14 protein-coding genes are annotated in these 16,389 nt (G+C 40.3%); 13 read left to right on the top strand and 1 reads right to left on the bottom strand.

All coding sequences use genetic code 11. The features are described 5' to 3' along the window. The 12 genes from argB to INF30_RS07055 all read left to right on the top strand — a co-directional run bounded on the left by argB (position 1) and on the right by INF30_RS07055 (position 11,907). Positions 1 to 900 carry an acetylglutamate kinase gene (gene argB, locus INF30_RS07110; RefSeq protein WP_087173681.1) on the top strand — a complete coding sequence of 300 codons (900 nt, stop codon included), beginning with the start codon at positions 1 to 3 and terminating at the stop codon, positions 898 to 900. Next, positions 890 to 2,068, top strand: a complete 1,179-nt coding sequence (locus INF30_RS07105) for an aspartate aminotransferase family protein (RefSeq protein WP_087173680.1) — start codon at positions 890 to 892, stop codon at positions 2,066 to 2,068. The genes argB and INF30_RS07105 overlap by 11 nt, the downstream gene beginning before the upstream one ends. A gap of 73 nt (positions 2,069 to 2,141) precedes the next feature. After that, the gene (locus INF30_RS07100) at positions 2,142 to 2,573 is read left to right on the top strand and encodes a DMT family transporter (RefSeq protein WP_226394713.1); all 432 of its coding nucleotides are present in this window, start codon (positions 2,142 to 2,144) and stop codon (positions 2,571 to 2,573) included. A 67-nt stretch (positions 2,574 to 2,640) separates the two neighbouring features. Next, on the top strand, positions 2,641 to 3,288 hold the full coding sequence (locus INF30_RS07095) for a helix-hairpin-helix domain-containing protein (RefSeq protein ID WP_226394712.1): 648 nt from the start codon (positions 2,641 to 2,643) through the stop codon (positions 3,286 to 3,288). A gap of 33 nt (positions 3,289 to 3,321) precedes the next feature. Next, positions 3,322 to 4,011 carry a response regulator transcription factor gene (locus tag INF30_RS07090; RefSeq protein ID WP_076776570.1) on the top strand — a complete coding sequence of 230 codons (690 nt, stop codon included), beginning with the start codon at positions 3,322 to 3,324 and terminating at the stop codon, positions 4,009 to 4,011. Continuing rightward, a complete protein-coding gene (locus INF30_RS07085) occupies positions 3,956 to 5,434 on the top strand; it encodes a sensor histidine kinase (RefSeq protein ID WP_226394711.1) in 1,479 nt (492 codons plus the stop codon). Before INF30_RS07090 ends, INF30_RS07085 begins: the two co-directional genes overlap by 56 nt. Positions 5,435 to 5,465: 31 nt before the next feature. Next, on the top strand, positions 5,466 to 6,416 hold the full coding sequence (locus INF30_RS07080) for a GerMN domain-containing protein (protein WP_226394710.1): 951 nt from the start codon (positions 5,466 to 5,468) through the stop codon (positions 6,414 to 6,416). A 2-nt stretch (positions 6,417 to 6,418) separates the two neighbouring features. Further along, positions 6,419 to 7,069 (top strand): DUF4131 domain-containing protein, encoded by a 651-nt coding sequence (locus tag INF30_RS07075; protein WP_226394709.1) that lies wholly within the window; start codon positions 6,419 to 6,421, stop codon positions 7,067 to 7,069. Positions 7,070 to 7,236: 167 nt separating this feature from the next. Next, positions 7,237 to 8,985, top strand: a complete 1,749-nt coding sequence (locus tag INF30_RS07070) for a metallophosphoesterase family protein (RefSeq protein ID WP_226394708.1) — start codon at positions 7,237 to 7,239, stop codon at positions 8,983 to 8,985. Then, complete coding sequence (locus INF30_RS07065) at positions 8,982 to 9,242, top strand: hypothetical protein (RefSeq protein ID WP_226394707.1); 261 nt, start codon at positions 8,982 to 8,984, stop codon at positions 9,240 to 9,242. Before INF30_RS07070 ends, INF30_RS07065 begins: the two co-directional genes overlap by 4 nt. 1,677 nt (positions 9,243 to 10,919) lie before the next feature. Further along, the gene (locus INF30_RS07060) at positions 10,920 to 11,132 is read left to right on the top strand and encodes a hypothetical protein (protein ID WP_226394706.1); all 213 of its coding nucleotides are present in this window, start codon (positions 10,920 to 10,922) and stop codon (positions 11,130 to 11,132) included. A gap of 484 nt (positions 11,133 to 11,616) precedes the next feature. Next, a complete protein-coding gene (locus INF30_RS07055) occupies positions 11,617 to 11,907 on the top strand; it encodes a helix-turn-helix domain-containing protein (protein ID WP_226394705.1) in 291 nt (96 codons plus the stop codon). A 287-nt stretch (positions 11,908 to 12,194) separates the two neighbouring features. On the opposite strand, the gene INF30_RS07050 is transcribed toward INF30_RS07055, so the two are convergent. Next, positions 12,195 to 13,007, bottom strand: a complete 813-nt coding sequence (locus tag INF30_RS07050; protein WP_226394704.1) for a FadR/GntR family transcriptional regulator — start codon at positions 13,005 to 13,007, stop codon at positions 12,195 to 12,197. Between the two features lie 195 nt (positions 13,008 to 13,202). Between INF30_RS07050 and INF30_RS07045 the strand changes: the two genes are divergently transcribed. Beyond that, the gene (locus tag INF30_RS07045) at positions 13,203 to 16,214 is read left to right on the top strand and encodes a tetratricopeptide repeat protein (protein WP_226394703.1); all 3,012 of its coding nucleotides are present in this window, start codon (positions 13,203 to 13,205) and stop codon (positions 16,212 to 16,214) included. Positions 16,215 to 16,389: the final 175 nt, after the last annotated feature.

Here is a 16,389-nt window from a genome sequence, read left to right as displayed (position 1 = left end):
ATGGATAACAATATGCAGAAATATCTGGATAAGGCAGAGGTGCTCATCGAGGCCCTCCCCTATATCCAGCGGTTTAACCGTAAAGTTATTGTTGTGAAGTACGGTGGCAGCGCCATGGTGGACGAGACCCTCAAAGAGAGAGTGATCCAGGATGTGACCCTGCTGAAGCTGGTGGGATTTAAGCCCATCATCGTCCACGGCGGCGGAAAGGAGATCAGCCGCTGGGTGGGCAAGGTGGGCATGGAGCCCCGCTTTGTGAACGGTCTGCGGGTGACCGACGAGGCCACCATGGAGCTGGCGGAGATGGTCCTTGGAAAGGTTAATAAGGAGCTGGTCCAGTTCGTGGAGGGACTGGGTGTCCGAGCCATCGGCATCAGCGGCAAGGACGGAGGCCTCCTGCGGGTGACAAAGAAGCTCTCTGACGGGCAGGATATCGGCTTTGTGGGAGATGTGAAGGAAGTGAACGCGGATATCCTCTGGGACCTGCTGGAGAAGGATTTCCTTCCCATTGTGTGTCCCGTAGGGCTGGACGACAAGAACAACACCTACAACATCAACGCGGACGACGCGGCCTGCGCCATCGCCAGGGCCATGCACGCGGAGAAGCTGGCATTTTTGACAGATATAGAGGGCGTGTACAAGGACCCCAGGGATCCGGAGACGCTGATCTCAGAGCTGAAAGTGTCCGAGGCCAGACAGCTGATGGAGGAGGGCTATATCGGAGGCGGTATGCTTCCGAAGCTGAACAACTGTATCGATGCAATTGAAAACGGCGTTTCCAGAGTGCATATCCTGGACGGAAGGATCCCCCACTGTCTTCTGTTGGAGATCTTTACGAACAGAGGTATCGGAACCGCCATCTTAGATGATGAAGGGAGCAGATTTTACGATGACAAATAAATGGATCGACGAGGCGGAACAGTCGCTTCTGCACACCTACAACAGATATCCCATCGTTCTGGAGAGAGGCGAGGGCGTGTACCTGTATGACACAGAAGGGAAAAAATACCTGGATTTTGCCGCAGGCATAGCTGTGTGCGGCCTTGGATACGGACATAAAGAGTACACGGAGGCGCTGAAAAACCAGGTGGACACCCTGCTCCACACCTCCAACCTGTACTACAGCAAGCCGGCGGCGGAGGCAGCCGAGAAGCTGACCAGGGCGGCTCAGATGGACCGTGTCTTCTTTACAAACAGTGGAACAGAGGCCATTGAGGGTGCCCTGAAGGCGGCCAGAAAGTACGCCTTCACAGAGGGCTTTGGCCGCTATGAGTTTATCGCCATGGAACACTCCTTCCACGGGCGCACGATGGGCGCAGTGGCTGTGACAGGAAACGAGGCCTACCGGACGCCTTTTGAACCGTTGATAGGGGGCGTGAAATTTGCCCGTTACAATGATCTGGACAGCGTGAAGGAGCAGATGAACGAGCATACCTGCGCGGTGATCATGGAGACTCTCCAGGGAGAGGGAGGCATCTATCCTATTGACCCGGCATTCCTGCAGGGGGTGAGAAAGCTCTGTGATGAGAATCACGTGCTCCTCATCCTGGACGAGATCCAGTGCGGTATGGGGCGCACCGGCACCATGTTTGCCTGGCAGGATTACGGCGTAAAGCCGGACATCATGGCCATGGCCAAAGCCATCGGCGGCGGTGTCCCGGTAGGGGCTTTTGCCATGACTGAGAAAGTGGCTGAAAAATCCCTGGCTCCGGGAGACCACGGCACCACCTACGGAGGGAATCCCTTCGTGTGCGCGGCGGTCAGCGCGGTGCTGGACATTTTCGAGAAGGAAAAGATCTGCGACCACGTGAAGAAGGTGGGCGCCTACCTGGAGGCACAGCTGGATGCCCTGGCAGAGCGCAAAGAGTCTGTGGAGATGCGTAGAGGAAAAGGCCTGATGCAGGGCCTGGTGCTGAACGTGCCGGTGGGAGAGGTCGTTGTGAAGGCCCAGAAAGAGGGACTTTTAGTCATCACGGCGGGTGGAAATGTACTCCGCATGGTGCCGCCTCTTATCATCACAGAAGAGCATGTGGATGAGATGATCGAAAAGCTGGAAAAAGTACTTTAAAAAGTCTGGCGGAATATAAGGGCCGGCTGTGGGAAATACTAACTTCTGATCAAAAGGAAGGAAGTGATTTTCTATGGCTGGTTTTTTTATCGCGCTATTATCAGGCGCCCTTATGAGCGTGCAGGGTGTATTCAACACCCAGGTGACCAAGACAACAGGAGAGTATGTGAGCAATGCCTGGGTGCAGTTCTCGGCCCTCGCTGTCTGCCTGGGAGTCTGGTTTTTTGCGGGCAGAGACAGCTTTGGCGCCATTGCCCGGGTGGAGCCTAAGTATATGCTTCTTGGCGGCGTCATCGGAGCGGGGATCACCTGGACGGTGATCCGCAGCATGGAGCAGCTGGGTCCTGCCAAGGCGGCGCTCCTTATTGTCATGGCACAGCTTATTGTGGCTTATCTCATTGAGCTGGCAGGGCTTTTCGGCGTGGAGAAGGAACCCCTGGAGTGGCGGAAGGTGGGAGGCATGGCGCTGGCCCTGATTGGAGTTGCAATTTTTCAGTGGAAATAGTACAATGACTTTATCTAGGCATAAGAGGGGTGTCCGCAGCTGGAACACGGCTGTAAAGGAGAAAATTATGCGTAGAAGACCAGTTATGGTCGTTGTGATCATTGTAACTTTGACATTGTTTTTGAGTGGATGTGAAAAAGAGAAAGAAGCCTCAGGAATAGAGGAGATCTCTTTGGAAGAGACAGCAGAGTCCGGGGAGACAGAAGAGGAGGACCTTTCCGGGGAGACGCAGGAAGAAGATACGGAGGAGAGCGGGGAGGAGCCCGGCTCTATATTCGTCTATGTGTGCGGCCAGGTGGCAGCTCCGGGTGTCTACGAACTGCCCGGAGACGCCCGGGTGTACCAGGCCATCGAGATGGCCGGCGGCACTCTTGAGGGGGCCAGCCCGGAGAGTCTGAATCTGGCGCAGCAGGCGGAGGATGGACAGAAGATCTATGTCCCCACAGAGGAGGAGGCACAGACCGGCGCGGCTCTTCAGGATACGATGGGAGGGGCGCAGGATACGGCTTCGGACCAGGAGGCAGGTAAGGTGAACCTGAACACGGCTGGCCTGGAAGAGCTGATGACACTCACCGGGATCGGGCAGACCCGGGCGGAGGCCATTCTTGCCTACCGGGAGGAAGAGGGGGCCTTTCGCTCGCCGGAGGACATTATGAATGTGGAAGGCATCAAGGAAGGCATCTATGAGAAATTGAAAGATGAGATCACCGTTTGATGACAGAAGACTAGAAAAGTTGAGGGAGACATTATGGGTTGGAAAGTATTGGTTGTAGATGATGAAAAACTGATCGTAAAGGGGATACGGTTCAGTCTGGAGCAGGACGACATGGAAGTGGACTGTGCCTACGATGGCGAGGAGGCTCTGAAGCTGGCCGCTGAGAATACATACGATATCATCCTTCTGGATGTCATGCTGCCCAAGCATGACGGGTTTGAAGTGTGCAGACAGATCCGCGAGTATTCGGATGTCCCTATCATCATGCTGACCGCCAAGGGAGAGGACATGGACAAGATCCTGGGACTTGAGTACGGGGCAGACGACTATATCACCAAGCCATTTAATATCCTGGAAGTTAAGGCAAGGATCAAGGCCATTATTCGGCGCACAGGAAAGAAGAGAGAGCAGAAGGAAGACAGGAATGTTGTCGTAAAGGGAGAGATGCGGATCGACTGCGAGAGCCGCCGGGTTGTGATCGGGGAGAAGGAGATCAATCTGACTGCCAAAGAGTTTGACCTGCTGGAGCTTTTGGCTACCCATCCGAATAAAGTGTACAGCAGGGAAAATCTCCTGAACCTTGTGTGGGGCTATGAGTATCCCGGCGATGTGCGCACAGTGGATGTACATATCCGGAGGCTCAGGGAGAAGATCGAGACGCATCCAAGTGATCCGAAATACGTGTACACGAAGTGGGGAGTTGGTTACTATTTCAGGGGTTAGGTTATATTTCAGAAATCATTTTTTAAAAAGTCTGAAGTTTCGCATTATATTTCTTTTTGTGGCTGTGGGGATCATTCCCTGCATTGTCTTGAAAGCTGTTATCCTGGAAAGTTATGAGAGCAGGGCGGTGGATGTACTGACCGCCCAGCTGCAGAACCAGTGCACGATCCTTGGCGATCAGATCGGCGCCGGAGGACATCTGGACACAGGTCTCACAGAAGCCCTGGAGGGCGAGCTGGAGCAGCTGTCCAGCATTTATAATGGCCGTATTATGCTGATCAACAGTCAGTACCAGATCACGGAAGATACATATGATCTGGATACAGGAAAGATGATCGTGTCTGAAGATGTGATCCAGTGTTTTGAGGGAGAGGGGACGAAGATCTACGATCCGGACAACCGATATATCGAAGTGACTTCTCCTGTGTTCGTGCCGGGAAGTGAGCAGGTGGCCGGTGTCCTGCTGGCCAGCGTCTCTGCCGATGCAGTCATAGACAGTCTGGATGTGCTGAACAGCACTGCCTGGGTGGCAGTGGGAGTGACCGCGCTGCTGGTGGCGGCTCTGGCCGTGATCCTCGGGACGGTCGTAGTACGGCCCTTTGCCAGGATCACTTCCTCCATCGAGGCGGTCAGCGAGGGCTATGATACCAACTATCTCCACGAAAATGCGTACACGGAGACCAGTCTTTTGTCTGAGGCGTTCAACAAGATGCTGGGACGCCTGAAGACACTTGACGACTCCAGGCAGGAGTTTGTGGCCAATGTATCCCATGAACTGAAGACGCCCATCACATCCATGAAGGTCCTGGCGGATTCCCTGCTGGTGCAGGAGGATGCGCCTGTGGAGTTGTACAGGGAATTCATGGCAGACCTGTCGGAGGAGATCGAGAGGGAGGACAAGATCATCAATGATCTTTTATCCCTGGTAAAGATGGATAAGACAGCCTCTACGCTGGATGTGAAGCAGACAAATATTAATGATCTGGTGGAGAAGATATTGAAGAGACTGCAGCCCATCGCCGCAGCGGCAAATGTCGAGGTAGTCTTTGAAAGTTTTCGACCTGTAAACGCAGAAGTTGACGAAGTAAAGATTTCTCTTGCTATTACAAATCTTGTGGAAAACGCAGTGAAGTACAATGTGGATGGCGGGTGGGTCCATGTGGCTCTGAACGCAGACCACAAGTATTTCTATATTGAGGTGGCGGACTCGGGGATCGGCATTCCCCAGGAAGCCCAGGAACACATTTTTGAGAGATTCTATCGTGTGGATAAATCCCACTCCCGGGAGATCGGGGGCACAGGGCTGGGACTTGCCATCGCCAGAAACGCGGTGGTCCTTCACAGAGGCGCTGTCAAGGTGTACAGCCAGGTGGGGGAGGGGACCACTTTCACTGTGCGGATCCCTCTGAGCTATGTTGTCTGATCCGGGAAAGCAGGATGGGAGGTTTCTGAACATGAAAAAACAGTACAGATCATTGCGGGCAGTGCTTCTTTTGACGGCAGCCCTGCTGGCCCTGGCTCTTGTCTCCGGCTGTGGGAGAGAAAAAAGCGCCGTGGAGCAGGGGAAGGGATATCTTTTGTATGTGGAGCAGGGAGGCATGTCCCTCCTTCCCGTGGCGTGGGAGCCTTCCGGGGGAGAGTCCCAGGATATGGCGGAGGAGGCTCTTGAGGAGATGAAAGATCCCTCGGATCCGGACGGATATGCCAGTGCTATTCCAGAGGAGGTGTCCGTGGAGATAAAAGGGCTGCAGGGCGGCAAGCTGGACCTGACATTCAGCGATGCCTATCGCAGTCTCCCAAAAAGAAGGGAGGTTCTGCTGAGGGCCGCTGTAGTCCAGTCCCTGACCCAGATCGAGGGGATCAGCAGAGTGCGCTTTTTCATAGGGGATGAGCCTCTAAAGGAAGCAGATGGGACAGAGACAGGCTACATGGGGGCAGATGATTTTGTGCAGAATATCGGCTCGGCTCTTAACTCCTACCAGAAGACAGAGCTGACACTGTGTTTTGCCTCGTCGGACGGGAGCGGGCTGCAGGAAGAGACGGTCAATGTGCGGTACAACAGCAATACCTCTCTGCAGAAACTGATCCTGGAGCAGCTTTTGAAGGGGCCTAAGAGCCAGGCGTGTCAGGCGACACTGCCGGCAGACACGATCCTGCTCGGAGTTTCTGTAAAAGATGGGATCTGCTATGTAAATTTTGACGAGGGATTTCTCTCTCAGGAGTACCAGGTGTCTCCGGAGCTTGTGGTCTTCTCCATTGTGAATTCCCTTGTGGAAAACGGGGGCGGAGAAGTCCGTGCAGTCCAGATCTCTGTAAATGGGGAGACGGATATCACTTTTCAGAATACAGTGGATCTGAGCCATCCTTTTGAGAGAAATCCGGATTTGATGGAGGAAACAAAATAATATTGAAAGAAAGGCGATTGTTTATTTTCTGCCTGTTCTTTTTGATCGCTGCCTTTCTGGCAGTCCACTTGGGCGGGGCATACTTTCTGGAAGAACTCCAGGATCCCCCTGCCCGGAGCATCTGCGAGGAGGATGACACAGTCTGCATAGAAGGGCAGGTGTGGAAAAAAGAAAAAAGAGCAGAATATCATATTTTTTATCTGAGAGATACTTCTATTACAAAGTCCGGCCGCACGGTGCAGGAGGCCGGCGTGATCTTATACGATCCTGAAAAAACGGATCTTCGTACAGGAAATATCCTGAGCGCCATAGGACAGATTTTCTTTTTTGATGAGGCGCGAAATCCCGGAAATTTTGATCAAAAATTCTATTATCAGAAACAGAATATCCATGTGGGTATGTGGGCAGAGCGTGTGGCAGTACAGGATGACTCTTTCTGGAGGCTGCGTGACGGCCTTGAGAGGTTCCGCGGAGCTTGGAAGAGTGCGCTCCTTGAGGCGTCGGGGGAGAAAGACGGCGGCATTCTGGCGGCCATGATCCTGGGGGAGCGACAGGACATGGACCCGGAGACGAAAGAGCTCTACCAGGTGAATGGCATTGCCCATATTCTCTCCATAAATAGTACCAAGATAATACCATGTGCTTTGTGTTGACAATGTATCAATTCTTTGGGAAAAATCAACATAGTTTACAAATACGGATAATAATGTGTTTTGTGTATAATTACTAAAAGCTTTCTTTGAAAGCGGTTTGCTTGCGTTGATTTTAGAGAATTTGTATGATAGAATGCAATATAGGAATGGTATGAGGAGGAGTACAAATGAAAAAGATTAATATAATTCATCTTTCCGATATACACTATGACGGATCTGAAAAAACTGAAGACATATTAAGAGAGTTAGAAAAAGATTTAATCAAACAGAAATCAGATTTGGATGAATATCATTTGCTGCTCATAACAGGAGATTCTATTGATCGAGGCAAGGTAACCCTATTTGATGATTTTGGTCGAAAAGTAAACAAGATAATTAAGAACTGTGGGATATCGAAGAAAAAAGTTATTGTAGCAATCGGAAATCATGATGCTAACCTTCAAAATCCATGGTTGACTTCATTGCTTGAAAATGCACAAAAGAATCATCAAACCAATGCAGAGATTATTAATAGTATAAAAGGTAGAATGGATGCATTATATCCAGAGTATAATAAATTTGATCAACAATATAAAGTAACTCAAAATGGGGTGGGAGCATTTGATATATCATTTAAGAGCGCTAATAATGTACCAATAATGAGAATAAGATTTATTATTCTTAATTCAAGCTGGACTACTACGATAAAAAATAGCTATGGGGAACTGGTAGTAGGAGATGATCAGTTTACCTATGTTAAAAATGAAATTGCGAAAAGTAAAGGAAAAAAACCAGATTTCACTATTTTGTGTATGCATCACCCTCTCGATTGGTTTACCTATGAGGAACGTGTGAAATTAGAAGAATTTATGGAAAAATGCAATGTGGATTTCTTCTTACATGGGCATATACACACATCTGAAGTAAAAACTATGTCTGGTGTAGATAAGACAACTAATAGTTTCTGCACAGGAATTTCATATCAGAAAACTGGAGAAAATGGTTCACATAAAAGTGGAATGAGGTACTCTATTTATCAGATTGATAAGGACACAAAAACTATGAATATTTATATTCGATCCACTAATGAAAAGGGGGTATTCGTTGAGGATAATACTTTATATTCAAATGTGAGAAATGGATTTTTTACGGTCCCTCTAGAGAACTCATTTAAATGTTTAATGCCCTTTACTAGTGTGGAAAAAAATCCTAGAATGTACGCAGTTTTAACGAAAGAAAATGTAGAAAAAATTTTATCAAAAGAGGAACTACTTTTTAAGTTTTATTGCAGGATGTCTGAAAAAATAAACAATGATTTCGCAAAAGGGAGCCCTGCATACAATGCTGAATATAAAGAATATAAAAATGATTGGTTAAAGAGTAGAAACCTTACAAAGCTTACTAAAAAAACAAAACAGGAATGCGAACATGATTTTGCTTATGAACAATTTGGACAGTTTTGCTATGAAATATTGCTAAATCTAAATTCTTTGTTCTTTCATGGTAAGGTTAGATTTTTGATTCGCATATATAATACAAGAAGTAAAGAGCATGAGGCGTTTGTTGCTGATGGACCCAATTCAATAAATATAAAGGAGATAACTAATTTTAAATGGAAAGTAGGTCTGATATACCAGTCTTTTAAAAGGCAGGCGGCTTTATTGCAATCAGCTAATATGAAGTACTTTAAAAAGGGGAAAACGGACAACTGGATTAACTGTTTGACCATGGTTGTTGATGGTATTACAATGTCTGAAAAAAATGAGTCGATTCCACTTCTGTCATTGAATATCGCTATTCAGTCAGAAGAAGATGAAGCTTGTTTAGAGGCTCTTGCAATGTCATCGATTTACGATAAAGTGGGGGCTATTTTTGAATTATATGACAGAAAAGTCTATAAAATAAAAAAGATAATAGTGAGGGAGGAAGAAGGATGAGCGTAAAGCGTCTGAAAAAGGTGGAGGATATTTTATTATTACAGCAGGAAAAAAATCCGGTTGTTATTGATGAACAAAAGGTAGTATATTTCCTATACAGTAATAGTAATACTAATGTTATACAACATGATTTAAATGTCGTAGAGGTGAGAAAAAAGTATATTGATACGTTAAAAAAAGTCTATAAAAAAAGAGGAGATTTTACCAATGCAGATTTGGTTTTAGAGCCTTCTGAAATTGTTAAAATAAGGGTTTGATTTACCACTCCTATTGTAAAGACATATATTATTTATAAAAGTGTATCTATTCATGAAAGGAACTAAGATGTATACTTTGAATGAAATAGAGGAAATTCTTCACTTATCTTCAGATGTTGCTGAGTGCATAATAAATGAGAATAGATTGCTTAGCTATCTTTTCAAGAATAGGAGTAAAAAAGAAGTATCTATTGATACGAATTTGATAAGAGAGATACTTATTAATCACCTAACACAAAATTATAAGAATAGAGAATATTCTTTTTATGTTTGTTTACAGAAAAAATCAATTCAAGATTTGATTAAGTAGCAAATGCTGAAATAGTAAATGGCGACATTTTTGTAAAATGTGGAAAGTTGGATATAATGAATTTGTTATGATGAGCTATTTCCGTGATAATTTTTGAACATTATCAACTTGACCGATTAAAAAGTGGGTAGATAAGATTAAATTTCCTAAATTAATAATTATAGAAATTAATCGGGTGTATTTATTTTAAGAACTCTGGACTCAGATTTAACTCATTATTGAGGAAAATTCTGAGTCCAAACTTTTCCAGAATTTTTTAACTATCCCGAAATGAATATGCTATAGGGATGATTGTGTAAAGATGTTATTTTGCAAGTGATGAAAGCAAAATAACATAGATATCTAGAATATTTTGTCTCCTACTATTCTAATGTCTGAAAAACGGCGTATTTCCGTGCTATTTTGTGCTGTTGAGTCTCGAAAAATGGACGAATAAACACGGTATGGATAGGGTGAAAATAGATGGATGGGTGACCTTATTCGTGTAATAGATTTGAAATTATACTATTCGCCCGCTTTATAAAGTATAGAATTTGACACCTGATAAGGGTGTCTTTTTTATTATTGGATTATATCATAAATAAAGTAATATTTATATAGGACGAATAGAAATACTTAAAAAAGAATACAGCAATAAATATATGAGCGTATTTTTGATTCTTGAAGTATACTATTTTTATCTATAAGGAATCCGAAAATCAAGGCGAATAATAGTAGGTGAAATCAATTTGGTGAGTATAAAGTTTAGTTGAGGCGAATGATTTCAAATTCGTTCATTTTATTCAAAAAATTCCGGTGAGTTTTTTCCCGGAAATAGCGACAAACTCTGGAGAGTTTTTCGTCCTGGGCTTTAACTTATATTACATTCGAAGAGTCGGGAAACGTATATAATCTTTAGAAGCGGATTGGGATATTTAAATATTTGGTGGAGAGCAATTTAGCAGTAAAGATGGGGATGATGATTAGGAGAAAATATGATGATGTGCCATATATGTGAGAATATTATGTCGACTTACCCTTAGAGACATCATGGGGGATAAACTGTTTATGTGATCTGAAAGATATATAATTGACAAATGTATAGGTTTGGAGGGACTGGAATAGAACTTTCATAAAAAGACTAGAAGATTTTTATAGCCATTTTTGTGGATACGTATTGAACGATAAACTTAATTTCCGTTAAAATCCGTTCATAGTCTAATTAGGATAAGAGAGTTAGAGTGTTAATAATATAAAAAAATTTGACAAATATAAAATAATATGATAAATTTAAAATGAAATACAATATATCCTTAAGTACATTGACAAAAAAATATGGTGAAATCCTCCGATTGTTATATATTCTAGTATAATTTGGGAGGTAAATCATGAGAAATGGTAAAGATAATAATTCTGCTATAGTAAAAATTATAAAGGGATGGGAGAAGCTTACAAATAACGTGTTATCTGAAATAAAGAAAGATCCATCTATGTGTAATAGGACACGATTATTTTTAAAAATACTAAGTTTTGCATTAAAAACGATAATCCCTTTGGTAGTCAGAAAACTGTTAAATAAATTACTGGATCACTTCATATAAGAACCTTTGGTTTTATGAAATACTAATGTAAGTCATTTGCTAGATTTTATACCTGAAATATTTGTGTATGAATATGTGCTATCATTCATAAACAATGGTATAAAATCTAGTTAGATGAAGATCCTTAGATAATTTGAAAGCGCTATATTGAGAAAACATTTCTTCATGATTTATCAGATGGCTTCGGTATAGTTAATATGATTATGTAATTGTAAAAATTCGAGCATTATATTGAACTATTCAAAAGTAAGAACAGAAGTTTTGTGAAGAAAGAAGGGATAAAAGATGAGGAAACGAGAAGTGTAATTACACTTCAATATTAACATTTATTTGGATAAAATACAAATGATAGATAAGAATAGAGTGGCGTAAGGTCTTCGTTTTGAAAAGTGGAAAATACTGGACGAACGAAAGTCGAAGGCAGATTGTGTTTGTACAATTCGGAGGAACAAAACACTAGAGGAAGTGAGTTTTTATTACAGAAATGAATAATAATAGTGATTTAAATGTATTTCGTTTACTACGGATAGCCCGGAATAAAAGAATAAAGGAGGTTGCGGATGAGTTGTCGATTACTCCGGCATACGTTCATGCCATAGAGAGTGGGAAAAACTTCCCTTCTGGAAGGTTGTTAAGAGATTATGCTAAAGTTTTAGGAGTATCTGAAGAAACTATCTTAAATTTTAAGCCAGAAGAAAATAAGAAAGACTTAGTATTTGAGAATACCTTATTACGGCTGTTACAGATTATATGTAATAACATGGATTCTAAATAGTTTCTGTTTGGAGTAATCGGTACATGAAAATTGAACTTTAGATTGGAATGCAACGATCGGGAAACTACAAATTGAGGGTTCCTGATCGTTGCATAATACTCGTTCCTACTGTTTGCTGGATAGTGACTAATCTCGTAAAATATGAATATTAGCGGATATATGTTGAGGTTCTCTTGTGAATTAGATTTTATTACAATTATAGAAGAACCATTCAGTTACAAATTTACTGAAAAAAATTCATACTCCCTCAACTTTGGGGAATAAAGGCGACTTGACCAAACATTTGATCAGTTATCCGCATCATTTATCAAATTAGATAGGCCGGAAACTATTTGGTTACTTGTATATCCTTTAGATAGTAGCTGCTCTAGAATGTTTTCAGCCTTATCCTTGGATTTCTTTTCGAACTGAATATGATTAGTTATTATGTTATCAGCAATTTTATAATGTTCCTTTATTTTATCAATTACCCTATCTATATTATGATCCTTTAAATAGCATAAAATTTCTCTATGGATTTTAAACAAATCATAGGCTTCATTGCTTCGTACTTTGTCCCAAGAAACAAGAATATATTTATTGGAAAAAGATGATAATGCCAATATAAAACTATTGATAAATTCATTTCTTGAAAGCTCTGCTATCTTACGATGAAAGAGAATATCATATTCAAAAGATTTTTCGGGCATAATGTTAGTGGATTCTTCCATATTATCAATACAATTTTCAAGATATTCTATATCTTGCTGTGATATTCCGGACGTAAGTGAAAGTTCTGCGGCCTTTATTTCCAATGCCTCTCTTATATTGCTGATATCAGTGAATTGAATATTTTTTATAGACATAATCGCCCGAAGAGCATCTGACAAAATGTTTTCCGTATTACTTACTATTTGGTATCCAGATCCTCTAGTACTTTTAACTAAGCCTACACCTTTAAGAGATTGAAGAGCCTCACGGACAGATGTGCGACTCACATTGAGCTGAGCGGCGAGTTGCTTTTCTGTTGGAAGACGACTACCAATTATTAATTTTTTGCTCTCAATTTGGTCAAAGACATACTCTTTGACTATATCGCTTGCAGCTTTTTTTTCGTTCATATATATTCCCCATGATTTGAATCCGAATTTTTTTTAATATATCATTTTTTTATTCTTTTTACAATATTGAAATCATACAAAAAAATGGATAAATTTCTATAATATATTAGTATTTTAAATTAGTCATACAAATATTAGAATAAACTATATAATAATAATTATAACTTATCAGTGGAAAGGAGTGTATGGCGTACTATGAAAAACTATTTTGAAAATGATTATAAAGGAAGAGATGATCGGGACATAAAGGTATTTTTAAAAAGAAAATATGATGAAGCAGATGAGATTTTTGATAGACGTTTTTCCGAAGAGGTAAATAATTTCAGTGGTAAAATTGCTGAATTACAAGGAAAAATTCAAGCTGTAAAAGATAGAATTGAGGCAGAAAATTATCAATACGATGGCTTAGCTTCACTTACACTAGGGAATTTATATCTTCGCTTGGCTCAATGCAGAGATGAAAAGTTTTTATCAACTAATGGTTATTATAGAGTTGCAGTGTCATATTTTGGAGAAAGAATTACACTTGATAACGTTGATGATGTATATAGTGAAATTGATTTGTTATTGATGCTTAATAAAGGAAAGTATTTTCGTAATACTGCGCAGATAGGGAAAAAGAGCGTGTTCGAAAAGGCTCTCGATATATTTTCTGATGTTACTGTTAAGGCACTTAATTCGTCAATTGTACTCGAAAAAAAGGTACACATTTATTTAGATGCCCTGATAAATATAGGGCGTGTAAAGCGGTATTCTTATAGTTTTGATGAAGCAATCAATATATTTCTTGCTATTGTCCTTTTTTTAGAAAAGTACATTGATCAAAAGCAAGTTGAGAGTATTAGAAAATGTAGTTGTTTAAACCATTTATTAACTGAATCGTCTAAGATTATGGAAATGTCAGAACTTGAAAATATAGTAGAGAACAAATTAGATATGAAGCCGTATATGGAGTATCTGATACAAGCATTAATTCATATTGGAATTATATTCCGAAAAGAAAAAAGATATGCTGAAGCTATTGAAATATTTAATCTCGTTAATAAGGTAGATAATAATCAAGGAGAAAATAATATTGATGCACAGAATAATTTAGGTGTTTGTTACAGAAAAATAAGCGGAGAACATGAAAAAGCGGAAGAGATATTTGAAAAACTATCAAGTAGAGGAAATAAGTTCGCGTGTGTAAATTTATATAAATGCTATTTGATGAGAAATGATGTAAAGTATGAAAAATGTTTTGAGGATTTAAAGAAAAAATGCGAGTTAAGCAATAGTATACAATTGGAGTTTATTTTAGGTTTGTTTTACCTAAAAGAGAAGGATTATAAAAATGCTGCAAAACTATTTGAAAATGTTTATGAGTCGCATCCTTACATCTCGAGAGGGAGTATCGGATTTAAAGCTTTATACAATTTATCCCAATGCATGATCTGCGAAAAGAAATACACTCAATCGAGAAAAATACTTGGAAGAATAAGGGAGCTGCTACAAAAACAGGCAGAATGCAAAGATCCAATGGTAGAAATTGACTATGGTTGGTGTCTAATGCAAGAAAGAAATTATAAGCTGGCCGTAAAAATTTACAGTGAACTAAAAGATGAAGATTTAAATAGTATCGGCACAAGGAACTGGATGAGGATCCACAATAATTTAGCAGAGTGTTATATTCACATAAATAAAAAAAATGAAGCTAAAGCCATTCTGAAGGAGGTTGTACGATTAGAGCCTAACAATAGATGGGCGAAATATCTAATGGCAAGTATTGATCTCAGTTTTATAATAGAAAATGAAAATAAAACAATTGATATCAAGAATTATCAAAATTTATATAAGGCATTTACTGTCTTAGCTGAAACTAAGCCAGCACAAGATCTTGAAAATGCTGGGTGGTTAATAAGTGCAATTTTACTTATTAACAAATACCAAGAATTGAATGATAAACGTAGTAATGAGATTATAAATACATTGATAGAAAAATTAAGATATTCAACAGAAAAAATAACGATGAAAAGTTATTTTTATTTAGCTGAATTTGTTTTAGAAAGAATTAAAAGAAGTGATTTGGAAGAGGCAACTGCAGATGCGCTGTATAGATGTTTTTCCCATATGGAGTTAGTAGATGAAGGTGAAAATGTTTCATTTAGTAATTTGATGGAAAGTCCGAATTTTCATTACTTTGGTAGAAAGCATCGTGCAGAAATTCTTGCAAATATAGTTTTAATGTACAAACATATTTTGAATATAAAAAGTTATTGCTGTTATTCATATAGTAAAAAAGAAAGAGATAAAGAATTTCCCGTTCACTATACCAAGTTGAATACACTAAAGATTTTGTTGAGTAATTCTGATGGAACTAAAAATAAAAGAGTAACTCCCAAATTAAGATTATGGAACACTGCGTATATGAATGATTCATATGAAGGAGGAGTGTTTGGAAAATTATTGTGCCATGCGGCAGAGAACTGTAGTAAAAGTAAAGGTGAATCTAATGCAACTACGGATGATGTTAAAAAGTTATTACAAATTTATTTTGGAAATATTATGGAAGTTGGTACTCAGATAGATAGTGAGGTTTACATTACAAGTTTTTCTAAGGCATTAAATAGCTTTCAAATGTGGAATATATATGCTGATGATGAAAAAGGATGTGCTATTCGCTTTGATGATGATTTTTTTGATATCAAAGATGATTATCATGATCCTATTGAAGATGCAGGAAGAAATGTTTATTCTCTTTATGAAGTGCAATATTATGATGTCCAAGAAGAAAAAATAAAAGATAGCAAACATAATTTTGATATAGATTTAGTACGTATATGGGAAAACCTTAGAAAAATCGAGGAAATAATAGGAACGCTTGAAAAAAGTGTGGATAAACAAAATGAGATAAAATTTGCACTTTTTAAAAATGCTATATTTGAAGTAAGATCTTTTGTTGCTGATCGACTTAATGAAATCCGATTCCTTTTTAAAACACAGAGTTATGAATATGAGAAGGAATTGCGTTTGATTCGCTGTTCACGTTCACCTAAAATAGATGAAGATAATTTTAAAATACCACGACTATATATCGATGTAGAACGTGATATAGATAATTTAGAAGTTACATTGGGGAGAAAATTAGAAAAGCAAAAAGTAAAAGATTTTAATGTGTGGTTAAGATGCACTGGTAAAGTAAAAAGAATAAATGGAGGAGATTATTAGTTTCTATGATATTAGAAAATTTAAAAGAGTTATAATGATAGGGAAAGTAGTAATAATGTCTGAATTGTACTGCTTTGAGGTTAGATATTGAGTTGTTCAAGGGATATTTAATTGGTGGTTGTATTTCAATTTTAGTAATAGTGTGGTAATTAGATATCTATTTTTTGACAAAAAT

The sequence above is a fragment of the Claveliimonas monacensis genome (assembly GCF_014982975.1).
GTDB classification, from domain to species: Bacteria; Bacillota; Clostridia; order Lachnospirales; family Lachnospiraceae; genus Claveliimonas; species Claveliimonas monacensis.
This window is presented reverse-complemented; position numbering and strand designations above follow the sequence as displayed.

What these genes read in the sequence shown, in the direction of transcription:
- argB (WP_087173681.1), top strand. Translation starts at nt 1, where the DNA reads ATGGATAACAATATGCAGAAATATCTGGATAAGGCAGAGGTGCTCATC.
- INF30_RS07105 (WP_087173680.1), top strand. Translation starts at nt 890, where the DNA reads ATGACAAATAAATGGATCGACGAGGCGGAACAGTCGCTTCTGCACACC.
- INF30_RS07100 (WP_226394713.1), top strand. Translation starts at nt 2,142, where the DNA reads ATGGCTGGTTTTTTTATCGCGCTATTATCAGGCGCCCTTATGAGCGTG.
- INF30_RS07095 (WP_226394712.1), top strand. Translation starts at nt 2,641, where the DNA reads ATGCGTAGAAGACCAGTTATGGTCGTTGTGATCATTGTAACTTTGACA.
- INF30_RS07090 (WP_076776570.1), top strand. Translation starts at nt 3,322, where the DNA reads ATGGGTTGGAAAGTATTGGTTGTAGATGATGAAAAACTGATCGTAAAG.
- INF30_RS07080 (WP_226394710.1), top strand. Translation starts at nt 5,466, where the DNA reads ATGAAAAAACAGTACAGATCATTGCGGGCAGTGCTTCTTTTGACGGCA.
- INF30_RS07070 (WP_226394708.1), top strand. Translation starts at nt 7,237, where the DNA reads ATGAAAAAGATTAATATAATTCATCTTTCCGATATACACTATGACGGA.
- INF30_RS07065 (WP_226394707.1), top strand. Translation starts at nt 8,982, where the DNA reads ATGAGCGTAAAGCGTCTGAAAAAGGTGGAGGATATTTTATTATTACAG.
- INF30_RS07060 (WP_226394706.1), top strand. Translation starts at nt 10,920, where the DNA reads ATGAGAAATGGTAAAGATAATAATTCTGCTATAGTAAAAATTATAAAG.
- INF30_RS07055 (WP_226394705.1), top strand. Translation starts at nt 11,617, where the DNA reads ATGAATAATAATAGTGATTTAAATGTATTTCGTTTACTACGGATAGCC.
- INF30_RS07050 (WP_226394704.1), bottom strand. Translation starts at nt 13,007, where the DNA reads ATGAACGAAAAAAAAGCTGCAAGCGATATAGTCAAAGAGTATGTCTTT.
- INF30_RS07045 (WP_226394703.1), top strand. Translation starts at nt 13,203, where the DNA reads ATGAAAAACTATTTTGAAAATGATTATAAAGGAAGAGATGATCGGGAC.